This is a genomic window from Paeniglutamicibacter sp. MACA_103 (assembly GCF_045798555.1).
In the GTDB taxonomy this organism is placed as follows: Bacteria; Actinomycetota; Actinomycetes; order Actinomycetales; family Micrococcaceae; genus Paeniglutamicibacter.
Genome location: NZ_JBIXLN010000047.1, coordinates 15,510 through 32,003, shown reverse-complemented (window position 1 = coordinate 32,003; position 16,494 = coordinate 15,510). Strand labels below are relative to the sequence as shown.

15 protein-coding genes are annotated in these 16,494 nt (G+C 68.7%); 8 read left to right on the top strand and 7 right to left on the bottom strand.

Annotated elements, in window-relative coordinates; genetic code table 11:
- Positions 1–107: 107 nt before the first annotated feature.
- Positions 108–551: a DoxX family membrane protein gene (locus tag ACIPVK_RS18300; RefSeq protein WP_407613410.1), complete on the bottom strand. Its 444-nt coding sequence runs from the start codon at positions 549–551 to the stop codon at positions 108–110.
- Positions 552–753: 202 nt separating this feature from the next.
- Between ACIPVK_RS18300 and ACIPVK_RS18295 the strand changes: the two genes are divergently transcribed.
- From ACIPVK_RS18295 to ACIPVK_RS18280, 4 genes are all read left to right on the top strand, one after another.
- Complete coding sequence (locus ACIPVK_RS18295) at positions 754–1,437, top strand: TetR family transcriptional regulator (RefSeq protein ID WP_407613409.1); 684 nt, start codon at positions 754–756, stop codon at positions 1,435–1,437.
- 20 nt (positions 1,438–1,457) lie between these two features.
- A complete protein-coding gene (locus ACIPVK_RS18290; protein ID WP_407613408.1) occupies positions 1,458–2,057 on the top strand; it encodes a GNAT family N-acetyltransferase in 600 nt (199 codons plus the stop codon).
- 87 nt (positions 2,058–2,144) lie between these two features.
- Positions 2,145–3,377, top strand: coding sequence for an acyl-CoA dehydrogenase family protein (locus ACIPVK_RS18285; protein WP_407613407.1), 1,233 nt, complete (start codon positions 2,145–2,147; stop codon positions 3,375–3,377).
- A gap of 100 nt (positions 3,378–3,477) precedes the next feature.
- Positions 3,478–4,059, top strand: a complete 582-nt coding sequence (locus ACIPVK_RS18280) for a phosphatidic acid phosphatase (RefSeq protein ID WP_407613406.1) — start codon at positions 3,478–3,480, stop codon at positions 4,057–4,059.
- A gap of 222 nt (positions 4,060–4,281) precedes the next feature.
- On the opposite strand, the gene ACIPVK_RS18275 is transcribed toward ACIPVK_RS18280, so the two are convergent.
- The 5 genes from ACIPVK_RS18275 to ACIPVK_RS18255 all read right to left on the bottom strand — a co-directional run bounded on the left by ACIPVK_RS18275 (position 4,282) and on the right by ACIPVK_RS18255 (position 10,399).
- On the bottom strand, positions 4,282–5,265 hold the full coding sequence (locus tag ACIPVK_RS18275; protein WP_407613405.1) for a DMT family transporter: 984 nt from the start codon (positions 5,263–5,265) through the stop codon (positions 4,282–4,284).
- 36 nt (positions 5,266–5,301) lie between these two features.
- Positions 5,302–7,962, bottom strand: a complete 2,661-nt coding sequence (gene hrpB / locus ACIPVK_RS18270) for an ATP-dependent helicase HrpB (RefSeq protein WP_407613404.1) — start codon at positions 7,960–7,962, stop codon at positions 5,302–5,304.
- 27 nt (positions 7,963–7,989) lie between these two features.
- Entirely contained in the window at positions 7,990–8,724 is a 735-nt protein-coding gene (locus ACIPVK_RS18265; protein ID WP_407613403.1) for an ABC transporter permease, read from the bottom strand.
- Positions 8,721–9,503 (bottom strand): ABC transporter ATP-binding protein, encoded by a 783-nt coding sequence (locus ACIPVK_RS18260; protein WP_407613402.1) that lies wholly within the window; start codon positions 9,501–9,503, stop codon positions 8,721–8,723. The genes ACIPVK_RS18265 and ACIPVK_RS18260 overlap by 4 nt, the downstream gene beginning before the upstream one ends.
- 104 nt (positions 9,504–9,607) lie before the next feature.
- The gene (locus ACIPVK_RS18255; RefSeq protein WP_407613401.1) at positions 9,608–10,399 is read right to left on the bottom strand and encodes an alpha/beta fold hydrolase; all 792 of its coding nucleotides are present in this window, start codon (positions 10,397–10,399) and stop codon (positions 9,608–9,610) included.
- Between the two features lie 53 nt (positions 10,400–10,452).
- Between ACIPVK_RS18255 and ACIPVK_RS18250 the strand changes: the two genes are divergently transcribed.
- From ACIPVK_RS18250 to ACIPVK_RS18235, 4 genes are all read left to right on the top strand, one after another.
- Complete coding sequence (locus ACIPVK_RS18250; protein ID WP_407613400.1) at positions 10,453–11,640, top strand: acetyl-CoA C-acetyltransferase; 1,188 nt, start codon at positions 10,453–10,455, stop codon at positions 11,638–11,640.
- A 279-nt stretch (positions 11,641–11,919) separates the two neighbouring features.
- Positions 11,920–12,069 carry a hypothetical protein gene (locus ACIPVK_RS18245; RefSeq protein ID WP_407613399.1) on the top strand — a complete coding sequence of 50 codons (150 nt, stop codon included), beginning with the start codon at positions 11,920–11,922 and terminating at the stop codon, positions 12,067–12,069.
- 359 nt (positions 12,070–12,428) lie between these two features.
- Complete coding sequence (mgrA, locus tag ACIPVK_RS18240) at positions 12,429–13,493, top strand: L-glyceraldehyde 3-phosphate reductase (RefSeq protein WP_407613398.1); 1,065 nt, start codon at positions 12,429–12,431, stop codon at positions 13,491–13,493.
- A gap of 222 nt (positions 13,494–13,715) precedes the next feature.
- Positions 13,716–15,119, top strand: coding sequence for an NAD-dependent succinate-semialdehyde dehydrogenase (locus ACIPVK_RS18235; RefSeq protein ID WP_407613397.1), 1,404 nt, complete (start codon positions 13,716–13,718; stop codon positions 15,117–15,119).
- A gap of 120 nt (positions 15,120–15,239) precedes the next feature.
- On the opposite strand, the gene ACIPVK_RS18230 is transcribed toward ACIPVK_RS18235, so the two are convergent.
- Positions 15,240–16,487, bottom strand: coding sequence for an SH3 domain-containing protein (locus ACIPVK_RS18230; RefSeq protein WP_407613396.1), 1,248 nt, complete (start codon positions 16,485–16,487; stop codon positions 15,240–15,242).
- Between the last annotated feature and the right edge of the window lie 7 nt (positions 16,488–16,494).

Here is a 16,494-nt window from a genome sequence, read left to right as displayed (position 1 = left end):
CCCCCCCCCCCCCCCCCCCCCCCCCCCCCCCCCCCCCCCCCCCCCCCCCCCCCCCCCCCCCCCCCCCCCCCCCCCCCCCCCCCCCCCCCCTCCGCTGGTGCCTTGGGCTACTTCTTGGCGGCGACTTCCTTGATCTTGGTCTTGGCCTTGCCGCGGCCGAAGACCAGGGCGACGGCGATGCCGGCCAGCCAGAAGTCCTTGGCCATCGGCACGCCGTTGGGCGTCGGGCGGATGCCGTCGGACTCGGTCAGCCCCGGGGTCTTCAGGTAGGTGGCGACGAGCCCGGCCGCGAAGGCGCCCAGTCCCAGCCCGGCCAGGCGCGAGGGGATGAACGGGGTCAGCAGGGCAGAGCCCACGGCGATTTCCCCGGCGGCCAGCGCCTTGGCGAAGAGCGCGGGTTCGACCTTTTCGACCTGCGGGATGGCGTTGGAGGCCATGGACTGCAGGCCCTCGGCCGATTCGGCGGGCATCCGCAGCTTCCCGATGCCGCTGTTGAGGATGTAGGCCCCCGAGACGATTCGTAGTGCGGTGTTGGCGATGTTGAAGCCCATGTGGTTTTCTCCTGGTCGTGGGTCGCGGTTCTACTACTTCTCACCCCACCCTATGGTTTGGCCCACCGCCAGGGCTAGAGCTCCCCCGGTGTGGCGCAGGACAACTACGGGTGCCGGGACATGCTGTGCCGTGGAACACATTCGCGCAATCCGGCGTCCCGCAGGGGGCCCCGGAAACGGGCGGCGTGCTAGATTCGCGTGCATGATCACCTCCTCCGCGGTCCCCGATGCCGCGCTGCGCCTGCTCGTGGAAAAGGGTTTTGACGCCACCAGCGTCGATGCCCTGGCCCAAGCCGCGGGCATCTCCCGCTCCACCTTCTTCCGGCGCTTCGGATCGAAGGAGGAAATGGTCTTCGCGGACATGGAGACCATCATCCACCACCTGGAAACCGTGCTGGCGACCTCTTCCGCGGGCCCGGTTCGCTCGCTGGTCAACGCGGGCTTGACGGTCTTTGACCAGCACACCGCCAGGCCCGAGGCCGCCGAGCTGCGCCACCGGCTGCTGCTGGACGTGCCCTCGCTGCGCGACCGGGAGCTGGTCTCCATCCACCGCTATGAGCGCGTCTTCCGCAACCACCTGCGCGATCGGGGCCTGTACTCACTGGCCCACGGGCGGGCCATGTGCATTGCCTTCGCGTCCGGAGTGGTCGCGGTGCACAACGACCACCTGCGCCGCTGGCTGCGCCACCCCGAGGAGGCCCGCCGCCCGGAGCTGGAGAGCGAGCTGAACGCACTGGGCGCCCTGTACGCCCCGGTGCTCGAGCCGCAGGAATCCGCGCCGGCGCCCGAACCGACGACGGTGGTCATCACGATTGCCGGCGGCACCCCGGACACCGAGGCGGTGCTGGCCCGCGTGCGCGAGGCCCTGGACCGCCCCAACGGCTGACCGGAACGCAGGGGCCCGCCATGGTCAACGCGTTAGCGCCTTCGGCGTTGCACACACTCCCCACCTGGCCGCAGGAAACCGAAAGGCTGGTGTTGCGCCCGGCCGCGGCATCCGATGCGGATGCGACCTGGGCATACCGCCGATTGCCGGAATCCTCCCGGTGGGTCACCTCCGCCTGGGGCGACCTGCGGTCCTATCGCCGCTCCTTCAGCGCCCCGGAACACCTTCGCGACCGATTGGTCGTGGAGTCCGGCGGCAGGGTCGTCGGAGAAGTGGTGGTTCGCCTCCGGGACGCGTGGGCGCAGAAAGAGGTCGAGCACCTGGCCTTGGGCACCGAGGCCGAACTCGGGTGGTCGCTGGATCCGGCGTCCGCCGGCCGCGGGTTCGCGACCGAGGCGGTGCAACGCGTGCTGCGCCTCTGCTTCACCGACCTGGGCCTGCGTCGGGTCCACGCGCGCTGCTTTGCGGGGAACGAGCCATCATGGAGGCTGATGGAACGGGTGGGGATGCGCAGGGAAACCCACCTCGTCGCCGGTGCCCTGCACCGCGACGGCACGTGGATGGACGGATACGGCTATGCGTTGCTTGCCAGCCAGTGGCGCGCCGCACAAAAATGGTGAACCGCAGTTTCTTGACCTGACACTGAGTTCCAGTATGCTGGTGCCCTAGCGACATTCCCGCCGCCGACGAAAGGGCACCCCCGCGCCATGAGCACTGAAGCCAGCCTGAGCACCGATTTTCCCGCCGGCGTCGTTGAGCCGGAGTACGAACTGTGGGGCGAGGTGGACGTCGATCCGGCCGGGCTCTTCGAGGACATCGACGCGGCCGACCGCGAATACTGGGACCGCGCCCGGAAGTTCGGGCTGGACGAGGTCCGTCCGGTCATCGACAAGTACTGGGACGCCGCCGACTACCCGCTGGATCTTGCCAAGCGCATTGGCGAGCTGGACCTGATGCGCGACGGCCTGGCACTGGAGGGCTACCCGGAGATGAGCGTGTTGGCCGCCGGGCTGGTGAACATGGAACTCTCCCGTGCCGACGGCTCGGTGGGCACCATCGCCGCCGTGCAGGCCGGGCTGGCCCTGCGCTCCATCGTCTACTGCGGCTCCCCCGAACAGATCGCCCAGTGGGCACCCAAGCTCGCCAACGCGGAGGTGCTCGGCGCCTTCGCACTGACCGAACCCACCCACGGCTCGGACTCGGTCTCGCTGGAAACCCGCGCCGTGCGCGTGGAGGGCGGCTACCGGATCAGCGGCGAGAAGAAGTGGATCGGCAACGGCTCCACCGGCGGGATCACCATCGTGTGGGCCCGCGACGAGGAGAACAAGGTCCGCGGCTTCATCGTGCAGCAGGAATGGGAGGGCTACACCGGCACCACCATCGAGGGCAAGCTGTCCCTGCGCGCCATCTGGCAGGCGCACATCCGCATGGAAAACGTCTTCGTCCCGGATTCGCATGTGCTGCCCGGGGCCAACAGCTTCAAGGACACCGCCAAGGTCCTCTTCGCCACGCGCCTGGGCGTCGCCTGGTCCGCGGTGGGACACGCGACAGCCTGCTACGAAACCGCGGTGCAGTACGCGGCCCAGCGCATCCAGTTCGGCCGACCGCTGGCCGCCAGCCAGATCGTGCAGGAGCGACTGACGCGCATGCACTCGGAGCTTGCCACCATGCAGTTGACCGTCATGCAGGCCACCAAGCGCGAGGAAGCCGGCACGTTGACCCCGGTGCAGGCCTCGCTGGCGAAATTCACCTGCACCCGGCTGGCCCGCGGCATTGCGTCGAACGCGCGGGACCTGCTCGGCGGCAACGGCATCCTGTTGAAGAACCGGGTCGCGCGGCATATCGCCGACATCGAGGCTATCCACACCTATGAGGGCACCGAGACCGTGCAGGCACTGATCATCGGCCGCTCCATCACCGGCATCTCCGCCTTCGCCTAGGAACCCTGCCCGTCGGCCAGGGCACCAGCGCGGTGCCGTGGCCGACGGCCCTTCCCACCACGGTCCGCTCCCGCGCGGCGAACTTTCATATGATCAATGGATGAGTGATTCCCCCACGCTGCGGCCTGCCCGGTACGTGACCGAGATCCTGTCCCCGGCGATCCTGGTGAGCGTACTGCTGCTGCTGCAGCCTCTTCTGACACCGGAAACCACCTGGCCCCAGGCAGTGGTGGCCTTTTTCTTCGTGACGGGACTGCCGTTTGCGGTGCTGCTCTGGATGAAGCAGCGGGGCAAGGTCGCCGACCACCACGTCGGCGATCGCCGGCAGCGGGCGCCGGTGCTTGTGATGGCCGGCATTTCCCTGCTGATCGGTGCCGGGCTGCTGGTCTCGATGGATGCCCCGGCGGGACTTTTCGGTGCTATGGGCGCCGTGTTCCTCGGCCTGCTGGTGTGCCTTCTGGCAAACCTCGTCTGGAAGCTCTCCGTGCACAGCGCGGTTGCCGCTTACGTGGGCCTGGAGCTGCTGACACCGGTGGGGCAAGTTGGCGCGGCATTGGCGCTGGCCCTCGCGGCCACCGTGGGGTGGTCGCGCATCGAGCTGAAGGACCATACCTCCACCCAGGTCCTGGCCGGGCTTGTGGTCGGCTGCGCCGTGTACGCGTCGGGCCTTGCCCTTCCCTAAATCCGGGGCCCGCCACCGTCAGCGGGCGCGGGCCGGAAGTCGATTGCGCACACGGTTCATGCTGCTTCACCCGCGATTCGGGACGGATGGAACGCGGGTTTCTGGATCGCACTTGTCGGGCTCTTGCAACGACCCCGTCCGGTCAATTCGGGGTCGGCGGCCTCGGATCACGTCGATGCCCGGCGGCTAACGGCTATCCACCGGCCCACCGCGCCGACCGAGTCAGTCGGAACCCGGAACGGTGATTTCTGCCGGCTTGCCGCCCGCCACAGGTTGCTTCGGGCGCCGCCCCAGCGTGGCGATCGCGGCGATGATCAAGAAGAAGCCAAGCGTCGAGGCCACCGTGGGTTGGTCCCCCAGGAAGGACACCGCGAGCAACACCGCCGTGGCGGGTTCCAGCAGCGTGGCCACCACCGCGTTGGCGCTCGAGGTGGTGCGCAATCCGGCGTAGAGCAGCCCGTAGGCCAGGGCCATCGTCACCACGCCCAGGTAGACGACCAACAGCCAGGAGCCCGCGTCCGTGGTTCCCAGCGGCTCCGCATTCACCGCCGCCAAGACCAACCCCGCCGGGACCAGGCAGGCCGCTGCCACGATCATGGTGATGACCGTCAACGCGAAGGGATCCAGCACCCGGGCCAGCGGCACCGCCGAGTCGGTGGCCAGGGCGAAGGCGGTTCCCGAGAAAAGCGCGGCGATCACGCCGGGCACCGGGTGCGGCGCGGCCGAGACCTCGGTGCCGGAAAGGCTGACCAGTACCAGCCCGGCCAATGCCACGGCGACCGTGGCAAGCGCCCCGGCGCGCGGCAGCGCCCGGGAGCGGAACGCCTTGAGCACCAGCAACAGCACCGGGGCCAGGCCCAGGGCGATCACGGTTCCGACGCTGACCCCGGCCCACACCACGGCCAGGAAAAAGAAGAACTGGAATGCTGCGGTCAATGAACCCACGGCCAGCGCGGGCCGGGCATGCGCGCGTCCCAGCACCCAGCATTCGCGCAGCCGGCCAGCCGCCAGCGCGGCAACCAGCAGCGCGATCGCCGCGGCAGCGGCCCGGTAGGATCCCAGCACCGAGGGCGAGAGCCCGGAGGCCCCGTGCGCCAGGGCGACGGCGGGACCGATGGTTCCCCACGCGATCCCGGCCAGCGCAACGAGCAGCAGCCCAGCGGGGCGGCGCCGGGGCGCAACGGGGTCGGGCAGCGGCTCGGTCATGCCCACCAGTGTGCCATGGGGCCTGACAAGGGCGGACTACGGCTGGCCCATGCGCTTTTTCACGTGCCGGGTGGCCGGAGCCGTCCACGGGTCCTCGGGCCAGGGGTGCTTGGGATAGCGCCCGCGGTTCTCCGCGCGCACCTGGGAATAGGGACCGGACCAGAAGGAGGCCAGGTCGTCGGTGACAGCCAGCGGACGGCCCGCCGGGGAGAGCAGGTGGAAAAGCACCGGGACCCGGCCGCGCACCAACGCCGGGGAGCTGGCCAGCCCGAAGCATTCCTGCAGCTTCACGGCCACCACCGGAGGCGCGTCGGGCTCGTCGATGCCGGGGTAGGTGATGCGGATCTTCGATCCACTGGGCACCGCGAGGCGTTCGGGAACCAGCTCGTCCATCGCCGTGGCCTCGGGCCAGGGCAGCAGACGGCGCAGCGCGTCTGTGAGGTCCAGGGAGCCCGGGGCTTTTCCTCCGGCGAGCGCCTCGAGTTCCGGCGCGAGCCAGTTCTCGGCCGCCTCCAGCAGGGAATCCTCGTCCATGGCGGGCCACGGGGAACCGAGTTCGCGGTGCAGCATTCCCAGCCTGCTGCGCAGCAGCATGGCTGCAGGCGAGAACTTCAGCATCCCGAACCCGTTGGCGCGCAGGGCCTCGAGCACCGCGGCGCGTCCCTGTGCGCGGGTGGGTGCCACCGGCGTGCTGGAAATTTCGATGGCCCCGAGGCGGTGGATCTTGCGGGCACTGAGCTTGCCGTGGGCAAAGACTGTGGTGGTTTCCGCCGTTTCCAGGTGGGAGGCGGCCAGCAGGGCGGTGTCCTCATCCAGTGGGGCGGCGGCGCGGACCAACGCCCCGGTGCCTGCCGCGTCCCGGCCCGCCGCCCGGGCCACCTCGGCCACGGCAATCCAGGTGTGGTGGGCCAGCGGGCTGCCGGCCGGCAGGCCGGCACGGGTGCCGGAGGCCAGCAGGTAGGTGGAGCCGGCGGCGTTCTGCACCCGGCGGGCCACCTGCCCGGGGAAGGCCAGTGCCGTCACCAGGCCAAGTTCGAGCCCGGCGGAGACCTGTCCCGCCGCGGCAGGAGCCGCCTTCGGTGATGGTGCCTGCCGCGCGATCTTCTCAAGGCGGGTGCTTTCGCGTTTCCACGGCCCGGCACCCGGGTGCTGGCCGTTGCGCAGGGTTCCCAGCAGCGCACCGAGGTCCGCATTCTGGGCCCTGTAGTCCCCGGCCAGTGTGGCCACGATTTGGGCAACCTGCACGGCTCCGGCCAGCGGGGCGCCGTCCAGCAAGGCACGGCCCAGGCGCGGGTCCGCGGGGATGCCGGCCAAGCGCCTTCCCAGCGCCGTGGCATGCCCGGCCCCGTCGATCGCGCCGAGCTGTGACAGCACCGTGGTCGCCGCCTCGAGGCTGGAGGCAGGAGGGGGCTCGGGCAGGTGCAGTCCGGCACCGCCCGGCGCGCCCCAGCAGGCCAGCACCAGTGCCGCGGAGGTGAGGTCGGCGACGGTGATTTCGGCCCGCGGGTGCGCGGGGGCGGCGGCGAAGGTTTTCTCTTCGAAGCAGCGCACCACGGTGCCCGGGCCTTGGCGTGCGGCGCGGCCCGCGCGCTGGATGCTGGAGGCCCGCGAGACCGAGACCGTGACCAACCCGCTCATGCCCCGGGCGGCGTCCCGGCGGGGCTCCCGCGCCAGCCCGGAGTCGATGACCAGCCGGACCCCGGGGACGGTCAGCGAGGATTCGGCCAGCGAGGTGGAGACGATGATGCGCGGGGCATCCCCGGGGGCGCGCCCGGAAACCGCCCGGTCCTGCAGCGCGGGAACGACCTGCCCGTGCAGTTCCAGCACCTCGGTGCCGCTGGCCCGGTCGCGGATCTGCGCGGCGACCTCCGCCACCTCCCAGGCACCGGGCACAAACACCAGCGCGTCGACCGATCCATCCCCGGCCAGCGCCGCGGCGTGGGCGGCCGCCGCGGTGGCCGCCACGTGCGTGAGGAAGGTGCGCGAGACCCCGCGGTCGGTCAGCCGGGGTGCGGCGGCCGGGGCCCACCGGGTTTCGAGTTCGTGCAGCGCGGCGGGGCAGTCGATGACCGGGGCGCTGCCGGCACCGGTGGCATCGCCCAGCAACCGGGCAAAGCGCGGGGCGTCGAGGGTGGCGGACATGGCCACCAGCACCAGGTCCCCGCGCAGTTCGTGGACTTCGCGCAGCATGCCCAGCAGCAGGTCGGTTTCCAGCCCGCGTTCGTGCACCTCGTCGATGATGACCGCGTCGATGGATTCCAGCCCGGGGTCCGCCAGCAGCCGGCGCAGCAGGATGCCCGGCGTCACGAACTCGACGAGGGTTCCCGGTCCCGCGGTGTTTTCCCCGCGCACGGTGAATCCCACGCGGCCGCCCAGGGCGCTGCCGTCCAGCGAGGCCAGGCGCCGGGCGGCGGACCGGGCGGCGACCCGGCGCGGCTGGGTGACCAGGATGCGTGCCTCTCCCCCGTTGCGGGCCCGAACCAGGTTCGCCACCAGCGGCGGGACCAGGGTGGTCTTGCCGGTGCCCGGCGGGGCCTGGATGACGGCGGTTCCCGATGCCCCGCCGGCCCCGAGCGCCGCGGCAAGCTCCGGCAGGGATTGGGCGAAGACCAGCCCCCGGCCGATGGCTGCCAGGTCGAAGTCGTTGTTCTGCCGGGGTGTTTCCTGCCGGATCCGCTGCGTGCTCACCCGCCCCATTATCCAGTGTTGCCGCGTTGGCCGCGCTCAGGCGGTGCGGCGGCGCAGCGTCATCGAGCCCACCACGATGGCGGCCAGGATCCACGCGGCAACGAACGCGATCCGCAGCCAGATGTAGCCGGCGTCCTGGTCGTTGCGGGCCACCGCGTTCAGGGCGTCGATGGCGTGGCTCAGCGGCAGCCAGTCCCCGATCCTTTCCAGGACCTCGGGCAGCTGGCCGCGCGGCAGGAAGATCCCGCCGAGCAGCACCTGCGGGAAGACGAAGGCGGGCATGAACTGCACCACCTGGAACTCGCTGCGCGCAAAGGCACTGGCCAACAGTCCCAGCGAGGTCCCCAGCAGCGCGTCGGCGATGGCCACGGCGAAGAGCAGGCCCAGGTTCCCGGCGACCTCCAGCCCGCAGACCCACACGGCAAAGCCCACCGCGACCCCCGTCTGCACCACCGACAGCGCCCCGAAGGCCAGCGCGTAGCCCAGGATGAAGTCGGCCTTGCCCAGGGGCAGGGACAGCAGGCGCTCCAGGGTGCCGCTGCGCCGCTCGCGCAGCGTGGCGATGGAGGTGACCAGGAACATCACGATGAACGGGAAGAGCGCGATCATCGCGGGGCCGATCGTCCCGAAGACCGGGGTGTCGGTGAAGATCCAGGCGACCAGGCCCACCAGCAGGGCGGGGACCAGCAGCAGCAGGGCCAGGGTGCGGTGGTCGTGGCGCACCTGGTTCAGCACGCGCGCGGAGGTGGCGAGGATGCGCGGGATGCTCACGGGGTTCCTCCCGTGGCGCGGTGCTTGGGAACATGCGGTTCGGGGTCCGGCGACCCGGATTCCCCGGCGGCCCGGATCAGCGACAGGAAGGCGTCCTCCGCGTTCGTGGTCCCGGTGCGTTCCAGCAGGCCCGCGGGTGTTTCCTGGGCGATGATCTCGCCCTCGCGCATCAGCAGCAGGCGGTCGCAGCGGGTGGCCTCGTCCATCACGTGGCTGGAGACCAGCAACGTGACACCCTCGGCCGCAAGTTCGGCAAACAATTCCCACAGTGCCACGCGCAGCACCGGGTCCAGGCCGACGGTGGGTTCGTCAAGGACCAGCAGTTCGGGCGACCCCAGCAGTGCGATGGCCAGCGAGAGGCGGCTGCGCTCTCCCCCGGAGAGGTCCGCCGCCATCGACCTGGCCACCGAACCCAGGTCGGTGCGTTCGATGACCTCGGCAACCTGGGCGGGCGGGGCGCCGACGATCTTCGCGAAGTAGGCCAGGTTCGCCGCCACCGGCAGGTCGTCGTAGATGCTCGCTTCCTGGGTCATGTAGCCCACGCGCGGACGCAGCGCCGCGGATCCGGCGGTGTCCCCCAACACCGTGACCTGTCCCCCGGAAATGATTTGGCTGCCTACGATCGCGCGCATCAGGGTGGATTTGCCGCAGCCGCTGGGACCGAGCAGCCCCACCACCTCGCCGCGCGGGACCAGCAGGTCAAGGCCTGGCAACACCAGGGTCTTCCCGCGCAGGACCCGCAACCCGGTGATCGAGATTGCCGCCGCTTCTTCGTCCATTTCTCGAGTCTCGCCCCTGTGCCATCCCCGGTCAAGGGCTCACGGCGAAGCACCGCGGACGGCGGCTTTCCCCCGGCGCGGCACGATTCCGCGAACCGGGCCGGTCAGGAATTCGCGCGCAGGAACGGCAGCAGTTGTTCCAGGATCGGCTGCGGCGGAAAGAGCGTCCCGCCGTGGGTGCGTCCTTCCAATTCCACCAGCCGGGCGTGGGGCATCACGGAGGCCATGACGCGGGAGTGCTCGATGCGCGGCACGTCCCTGGTTCCGGTCATCAACAGCGTCGGTGTGCCCAGCTGGTGGAGCAAGACCTCGCTGACCGCGCTGCCGGCCTCGGTGGACTCGAAGTACGCGGCCAGCGCCAGGGCGTCGTTCGAGGCAAAGGCCAGCCGCGTTGCAGGGTCCAGCTTCCCGCCCCCGGCTTCCATGCCGGCGATGAAAGCGTTCATGTCACCGGTCCTCAGCGCCTCGAGGTACCCGTCGAAGAACAGGGTGCTGATGTGCTGGGCCTCGATGGCGTGGGTGCCCCCGAGCATGGTCAGGGAGCGGACCATGGAAGGGTGCTTGATGGCCAGCGACAGGCCGACGCGCGAGCCGAAGGAGTAACCCACGATGTGGATCGATTCGTGGCCGGTCGCCGCCAGCACCGCCTTGACGTCCTCGAGGACCAGGTCCATGTCGTAGGCGGCCGGATCGTGCGGCTTGCCCGAGCGCCCGTGCCCGCGCAGGTCCATGCGGATGGTGTCGAACTCCGGTTCCAGCGCCTTCACATATCCCAGGCCGCGCCAAATGGAGCGGGAGAGTGCGGAACCGTGCAGCAACAGGACCGGTGGGGCCCCTGTGTCGCTGGCGTCATAGTAGATAGTCTGGGCATCAACCGGGTTCACTGCATGGGGCATGACATTGAGCCTATGGCACCCGCCCGGTCTTTTCCCAAGCGAAGGAAACATCCATGAACGACGACCTGACGCCCGTGATTGTCGGCGGGGCACGCACGCCCTTCGGGAAGTTCCGCGGCGCAGTCTCCGCCCTGTCCGCCACCGACCTTGGCGCCCACGCCATCAAGGCGGCCCTGGAACGCAGCGGGGTGCAGGCCGGCGACATCAACCACGTCATCATGGGCCAGGTCATCCTCGCGGGCACCGGGCAGGGGCCGGCCCGCCAGGCCGCCTTGAAGGCGGGCATCGGCTGGGACGTGCCCACCGTGACCATCAACAAGCTCTGCCTGTCGGGGCTGACCGCGGTCATCGATGCCGCACGCATGATCCGGGCCGGCGAGGCCGACTTCATCGTCGCGGCCGGCCAGGAGTCCATGTCCAACGCCCCGCACCTGGTCCGCGGCATGCGGACCCCGGTGGCCATTGGCGACCATCAGCTGGAGGACTCGCTGAACCACGACGCGTTGGCAGACCCGTTCAGCGGCGAACTCATGGGCTCGGCCACCGAGAGCGGCAATGCCAGGCTCGGGATTCCGCGCGCCGACCAAGACGCCTTCGCCGCCGGATCGCATCAACGCGCGGCGGCGGCCCGGGCGCAACTCGACGCGGAGATCGCGCCCATCGCGATTCCGCAGCGGCGCGGGGACGCGGTCATCGTTGACACCGACGAGGGCATCCGCCCCGGCACCACGGAAGAACAGCTCGCCGCGCTGCGCCCGGCCTTCTCCACGGATCCGGGCGCGACCATTACCGCGGGCTCGTCCTCGCCGCTATCGGACGGTGCCGCGGCCGTGGTGGTTGCCTCCAAGGGAGCCGCCCGCCGGGCGGGGTTGGAATGGCTCTGTGAGATCGGTGCCCACGGGCAGACGGCGGGGCCCGACGGCCAACTGCACTCCCAGCCGAGCACCTCGATCCTCGCCGCCCTGGCCAAGGAGGGCATCGCCGTCGCGGACCTGGACCTGATCGAGATCAATGAGGCCTTCGCCTCGGTGGTCCTGCAATCGGCCAGGGACCTCGGGGTGGATCCGGCCAGGATCAACCTGGAAGGCGGGGCCATTGCGTTGGGCCACCCGGTGGGCGCTTCCGGCGCGCGCCTGGTCCTGCACCAGGCCATGGAACTGGCACGGCGCGGCTCCGGAACCGGGGTGGTATCCCTGTGTGGGGGCGGCGGCCAGGGAGATGCCCTGATCCTGCGCAACTGACTTCACACGTTGTTACCCGGCGGTATACAGCTGGTGCAAAGGGAGCTTCACTAGAGTCTTAATCACCTCATGAAGGTGCGAGTGATGAGAGCACCGGTCGGACCCAAGGCGAATTCCCCCCAGCCTTCCGGCCGGTGCTCAACCCGTTAACGCGGGACGTCCACGAGCACGGCACCCGGAAACACCGCCCTCGACAACTGGAGCACTTCGGACCAGACTGAAGGTACCGGCCGCCGCGAGTACGGGGCGACACGTTCTACGGATCAAGGGGTACGCGAGATGAGTGAACAGCCAATCGGCGACGAAGAAGAAAAAGAAGAAGAAACCGCCGCAGAACCAGAGCACGTGGCCAGTGCACACGACGAAGCACTGGTTGAGGAGTGGGAAGACGAGTCTTTCCCGGCCTCTGACCCACCTTCCAACTACTGACTCACGGCTGACTAACAACGAATCCTCAGCAGCCACCCAGATAGCCACCATAGGCTGAAGCTACCTTCTCAAGGTGCGAGTGATCAGAAGAACCGGTCGCGGCGGAGTTTCACCTCCTTAGCCGTCACGACCGGTTCTTCGCTGTTAACCGCCGCCCGCGATCGCACCGCCTGCGGGCGATCCCGGTCGCCGGGACATCGTGTGCACCCGGGGCACATTCCTCCGCAGATCCCGGGTCCGCCGCGCCCCGGGCGCGATGTCGTGGACGTTTGAGGCACCTTGGGACAAGAATGGAGCGAGGGAAGCCGAACCCGCTTCCGAGCGTTTCAAACCACGATCTCCAGGAGCACACCACCACCATGGCCGAAGAACTCCGGTACGCACCCGTCCCCGAAACCCACGCACCCTATGTGGCGGCCGCGGACCGATATGAAACCACCGGCTACCGCCGGGTCGGAAAGTCGGGCCTGGTCCTGCCCCCGATTTCCCTGGGCCTGTGGTGGAACTTTGGCGACAACCGCCCCTTTGACACCCAGCGCGAGGTGTTGCGCCACGCCTTCGACCACGGCATCACGCACTTCGACCTGGCCAACAACTACGGTCCGCCCTACGGCTCGGCCGAGGAAAACTTCGGCCGCATGCTGCGCACCGACTTCAAGGCCTACCGCAACGAGCTGATCATCTCCTCGAAGGCCGGATGGGACATGTGGCCGGGCCCGTACGGCAACTTGGGTTCGCGCAAGTACATCACGGCCTCGGCCGACGAATCGCTGTCCCGCATGGGCCTTGACTACGTGGACATCTTCTACTCGCACCGCCCGGACCCGGACACCCCCATCGAGGAAACCATCGGTGCCCTCGATTCACTGGTGCGCCAGGGCAAGGCGCTCTACGTCGGGATTTCTTCCTACTCCCCCGAACGCACCGCCCAGGCCGCCCGCGTCGCGAAGGACATGGGCACACCGCTGGTGATCCACCAGCCGTCCTACTCGATGCTCAACCGTTGGGTCGAGGACGGCCTGCTCGACACGCTGTCCGAGCACGGCATGGGATCCATCGCCTTCTCCCCGCTGGCCCAGGGGCTGCTGACCGGCAAGTACCTGAAAGACGATTCGGCGGCACCGTCCGGCGGACGCAACTCCCTGGCCGGGCACCTGACCGAGGAAAACCTGGCCAAGGCCCGCGACCTGGCCAAGGTTGCCGAGACGCGCGGCCAGTCCCTGGCCCAGCTGGCCATCGCCTGGCTGCTGCGCGACGGCGGGGTGACCTCGGTCCTGCTCGGCGCTTCTTCGACCGCACAGCTCGATGAGAACCTCGGCGCCTTGGGCAACACCGCCTTCAGCACCGAAGAGCTGGAACTGATCGACAAGATCGCTTCCGGCGATGCCGACGTTGACCGCTCGGGCAAGGCTGCCACAAGCTAGATCGCCGGGCAACCGAACGCAAAACCCTGCGGGATTCGAAATTCGCAGGGTTTTGCGCTGTTAACGACGAATACCGAAGCGACTGAGTTCACTGACGGCTGATATAGCCACCGCGATTGCGTGACGGGCTTCACAAATCGTCGTTTTCGCGACATGATGGAAGGGTACGTGGCGCGCAACGGAGATTTCCGCCGCCCAGTGACTACCAGAAGGAGCATGGCTGTGACCGCCAACGCCCAGACGTCGACCTCCACCTCATACAGGGTCCTCAACCCCGCCACCGGTGACGTGGTCGAGGAATTCCCCACCGCCACCGACTCCGAGATCCAGGACGCCATCGCCGCGGCCGAATCCGGCTACCAGGGGTGGAAAGACGTCGACATCAATGAACGCGCCAAGATCGTTGCCCGCGTGGGCGAGCTCTTCGCCAAGCGCGCCGACGAGCTTGCGGCAATCATCACGCAGGAAATGGGCAAGCCCCTCTCCGAGTCAAAGGGCGAGGCCGAGTTCTGCAAGGACATCTTCGAGTACTTCGCCACCGAGGGCCCGACCCTGGCGGCCGACACGGAAGTCAAGACCATCGGCGGCGGCAAGGCCGTCATCCAGCGCCTCCCGGTCGGACCGCTGCTGGGCATCATGCCGTGGAACTACCCGTACTACCAGGTGGCCCGCTTCGCGGCCCCGAACCTGATGCTGGGCAACACCATCGTGCTCAAGCACGCCGAGACCTGCCCGCGTTCGGCACTGGCAATCCAGCAGATCATGGACGACGCCGGGGTCCCGGCCGGCGTGTACAACAACGTCTTCGCCTCCCACGACCAGATCTCCACGATCATCGAGGACGCGCGCATCCAGGGCGTCTCACTGACCGGCTCCGAGCGCGCCGGTGCCATCATCGGCGAGCAGGCCGGCCGCAACCTCAAGAAGGCCGTGCTGGAACTGGGCGGCTCGGACCCGTACGTCATCCTCGATTCGGCGGACATCGCCGGGGACGCGGCCACCGCGTGGACGACCCGCATGGAGAACACCGGCCAGGCCTGCAACTCCAACAAGCGCATGATCGTCATGGAGGACATCTTCGACGACTTCGTCGGCGAACTGACCAAGCTGGCCGTCGACCTGGTTCCGGGCGACCCGGCCAAGGAAGAGGCGGGCACCTTCGGTCCGCTCTCCACCCGCGGCGCCGCAGAGGGCCTGGCCGCACAGGTCCAGGACGCCATCGACAAGGGTGCAACGCTGCACGCAGGCGGCGTGCTGCACGAGGGCCCGGGCGCCTACCTGGCCCCGACGATCCTTTCGGGGATCACCAAGGACATGCGCGCCTACTACGAGGAGCTCTTCGGCCCGGTGGCCGTGGTCTACAAGGTCTCCTCGGACGAGGAAGCGCTCGCCCTGGCCAACGACACCCAGTACGGCCTGGGCGGCGCGGTGTTCTCCACCGATCCGGCCCGTGCCGCAAAGGTTGCCGCTGGGCTTCAGGTCGGCATGGCCAACGTGAATACTCCGGCGGCCGAAGGGGCCGAAATGCCCTTCGGCGGTGTCAAGCGCTCGGGCTTCGGCCGCGAACTGGGCCCGCTGGGCATGGAGGAGTTCGTCAACAAGCGCCTCTTCTACGTGGCCGACTGATTCCAGGCCGTCGCTTGATCGTCTTGGCCGCGGTCCACATCCTCTTCAAGGGATGCGGACCGCGGCCAAGGCCGTTAACGCCGCCCGGCACCGCCGCGGTGGGCAGCCCCCTGCGAAGGCTCAGCGACCCTTGTACTCGAAGTGCCAGGCCTCGGCGTAGGGAGAGCCCTCCTCCAGGATCTTTCGGTGCACCCAGTTGTACTTCTTGGAGTTGGCCTTCAGCCATTTGTAGTACTTGCCCCGGAAGGAATAGTTGTAGGTCTCGGGCACGTCGATGGCGGTTCCCCAGCCGTGGTTGGACGTTCCCGGGCGTGCTGCCACATATGGGCCCAGTTCCTCCCAGTAGGCATCCTGCGTGGCACGGGTCCGGTACGCCAGGTCGATGTCGAGGTTGCGGCCGAACTTCTTCTTGAACGCTGCATTGAGTCGGTTCAGGTCCTTGAGCGCAGGGGCTGCAATGAGAGTCTTTTCCCTGTCCCAGCCGATCGCCACGAGCATCCTTTCCGGGATCTTGCCGTTCTTCTGGGCGATTACCTGCTTGGCGGAGTACTTACCCGGCGCGGTGGCGGCCGTCGAGGTGCGGGCAAGCTGGCTGGTCTTCATCCATCCGCTCATCCCCTGCGTCCGGACGAAGATCCAGCCCTTGACCGAACCGGCCGTCTTTTCCAATTTCACGTCGCGGTACACCACGGAATTCCTCGGGATATCCCCGATGCGCTGCTTCCCGTTGACGCTTTCATACAGGTCGCCGCCGGAAACCTTGGTCCAGTACCTGTCGGTAAGTCCTGCGCGGTTGGAGGTGTATTTCCGGTCAATGTAGATTTCCCGGCCCGGCTTTTTGGCGACGACCGAAAGGTATTTGCCCGAGACCCATCCGGACTTGCCCCGACTGGTGATCCGGGCATATCCGCCGGAGACCTTCTTGACCGTGTAGATGCCGGCCTTGGGCACGGTGGCCAAGGCCTTTGACGCCGCACTGGCCCGTTCCCTCAATGTCAGCCGGGCCGTGGTCTTGCCAAGGTCCCCGGCCTTGAGGGCCTTGGTGACGCCTCGCAGGTAGGTGCCGGAGACCCAGCCGGTCTTGCCTGCATGGCGCACTTGGCTCCAGCCGGACTTGGTTGCCGCGACGGTCAACACCGTGCCCTTGGGAACGACTGCCAGCTTCTTGCCCTTGGTGGAGGGGGTGGAGCGCAGGTTCAGGTTCGCGGTGGTTTGCACTTTTCTCGCAGTGCCAGCGCGAACCACCTCTGTTGGCAGCAGGTGGATGGCCGCGCGATCGGCCTGCGCCGCCAATGAGTGCACTATCGTCGGCGCGGACGCCTGTGCAGGCACCGGGGCCAACGCGGAAAGTGCCAGGATTGCGCCCATGAGTAGT

What these genes read in the sequence shown, in the direction of transcription:
- ACIPVK_RS18245 (WP_407613399.1), top strand. Translation starts at nt 11,920, where the DNA reads ATGAGTGAACAGCCAATCGGCGACGAAGAAGAAAAAGAAGAAGAAACC.
- ACIPVK_RS18295 (WP_407613409.1), top strand. Translation starts at nt 754, where the DNA reads ATGATCACCTCCTCCGCGGTCCCCGATGCCGCGCTGCGCCTGCTCGTG.
- ACIPVK_RS18230 (WP_407613396.1), bottom strand. Translation starts at nt 16,487, where the DNA reads ATGGGCGCAATCCTGGCACTTTCCGCGTTGGCCCCGGTGCCTGCACAG.
- ACIPVK_RS18290 (WP_407613408.1), top strand. Translation starts at nt 1,458, where the DNA reads ATGGTCAACGCGTTAGCGCCTTCGGCGTTGCACACACTCCCCACCTGG.
- ACIPVK_RS18255 (WP_407613401.1), bottom strand. Translation starts at nt 10,399, where the DNA reads ATGCCCCATGCAGTGAACCCGGTTGATGCCCAGACTATCTACTATGAC.
- ACIPVK_RS18285 (WP_407613407.1), top strand. Translation starts at nt 2,145, where the DNA reads ATGAGCACTGAAGCCAGCCTGAGCACCGATTTTCCCGCCGGCGTCGTT.
- ACIPVK_RS18250 (WP_407613400.1), top strand. Translation starts at nt 10,453, where the DNA reads ATGAACGACGACCTGACGCCCGTGATTGTCGGCGGGGCACGCACGCCC.
- hrpB (WP_407613404.1), bottom strand. Translation starts at nt 7,962, where the DNA reads ATGGGGCGGGTGAGCACGCAGCGGATCCGGCAGGAAACACCCCGGCAG.
- ACIPVK_RS18275 (WP_407613405.1), bottom strand. Translation starts at nt 5,265, where the DNA reads ATGACCGAGCCGCTGCCCGACCCCGTTGCGCCCCGGCGCCGCCCCGCT.
- mgrA (WP_407613398.1), top strand. Translation starts at nt 12,429, where the DNA reads ATGGCCGAAGAACTCCGGTACGCACCCGTCCCCGAAACCCACGCACCC.
- ACIPVK_RS18300 (WP_407613410.1), bottom strand. Translation starts at nt 551, where the DNA reads ATGGGCTTCAACATCGCCAACACCGCACTACGAATCGTCTCGGGGGCC.
- ACIPVK_RS18280 (WP_407613406.1), top strand. Translation starts at nt 3,478, where the DNA reads ATGAGTGATTCCCCCACGCTGCGGCCTGCCCGGTACGTGACCGAGATC.
- ACIPVK_RS18260 (WP_407613402.1), bottom strand. Translation starts at nt 9,503, where the DNA reads ATGGACGAAGAAGCGGCGGCAATCTCGATCACCGGGTTGCGGGTCCTG.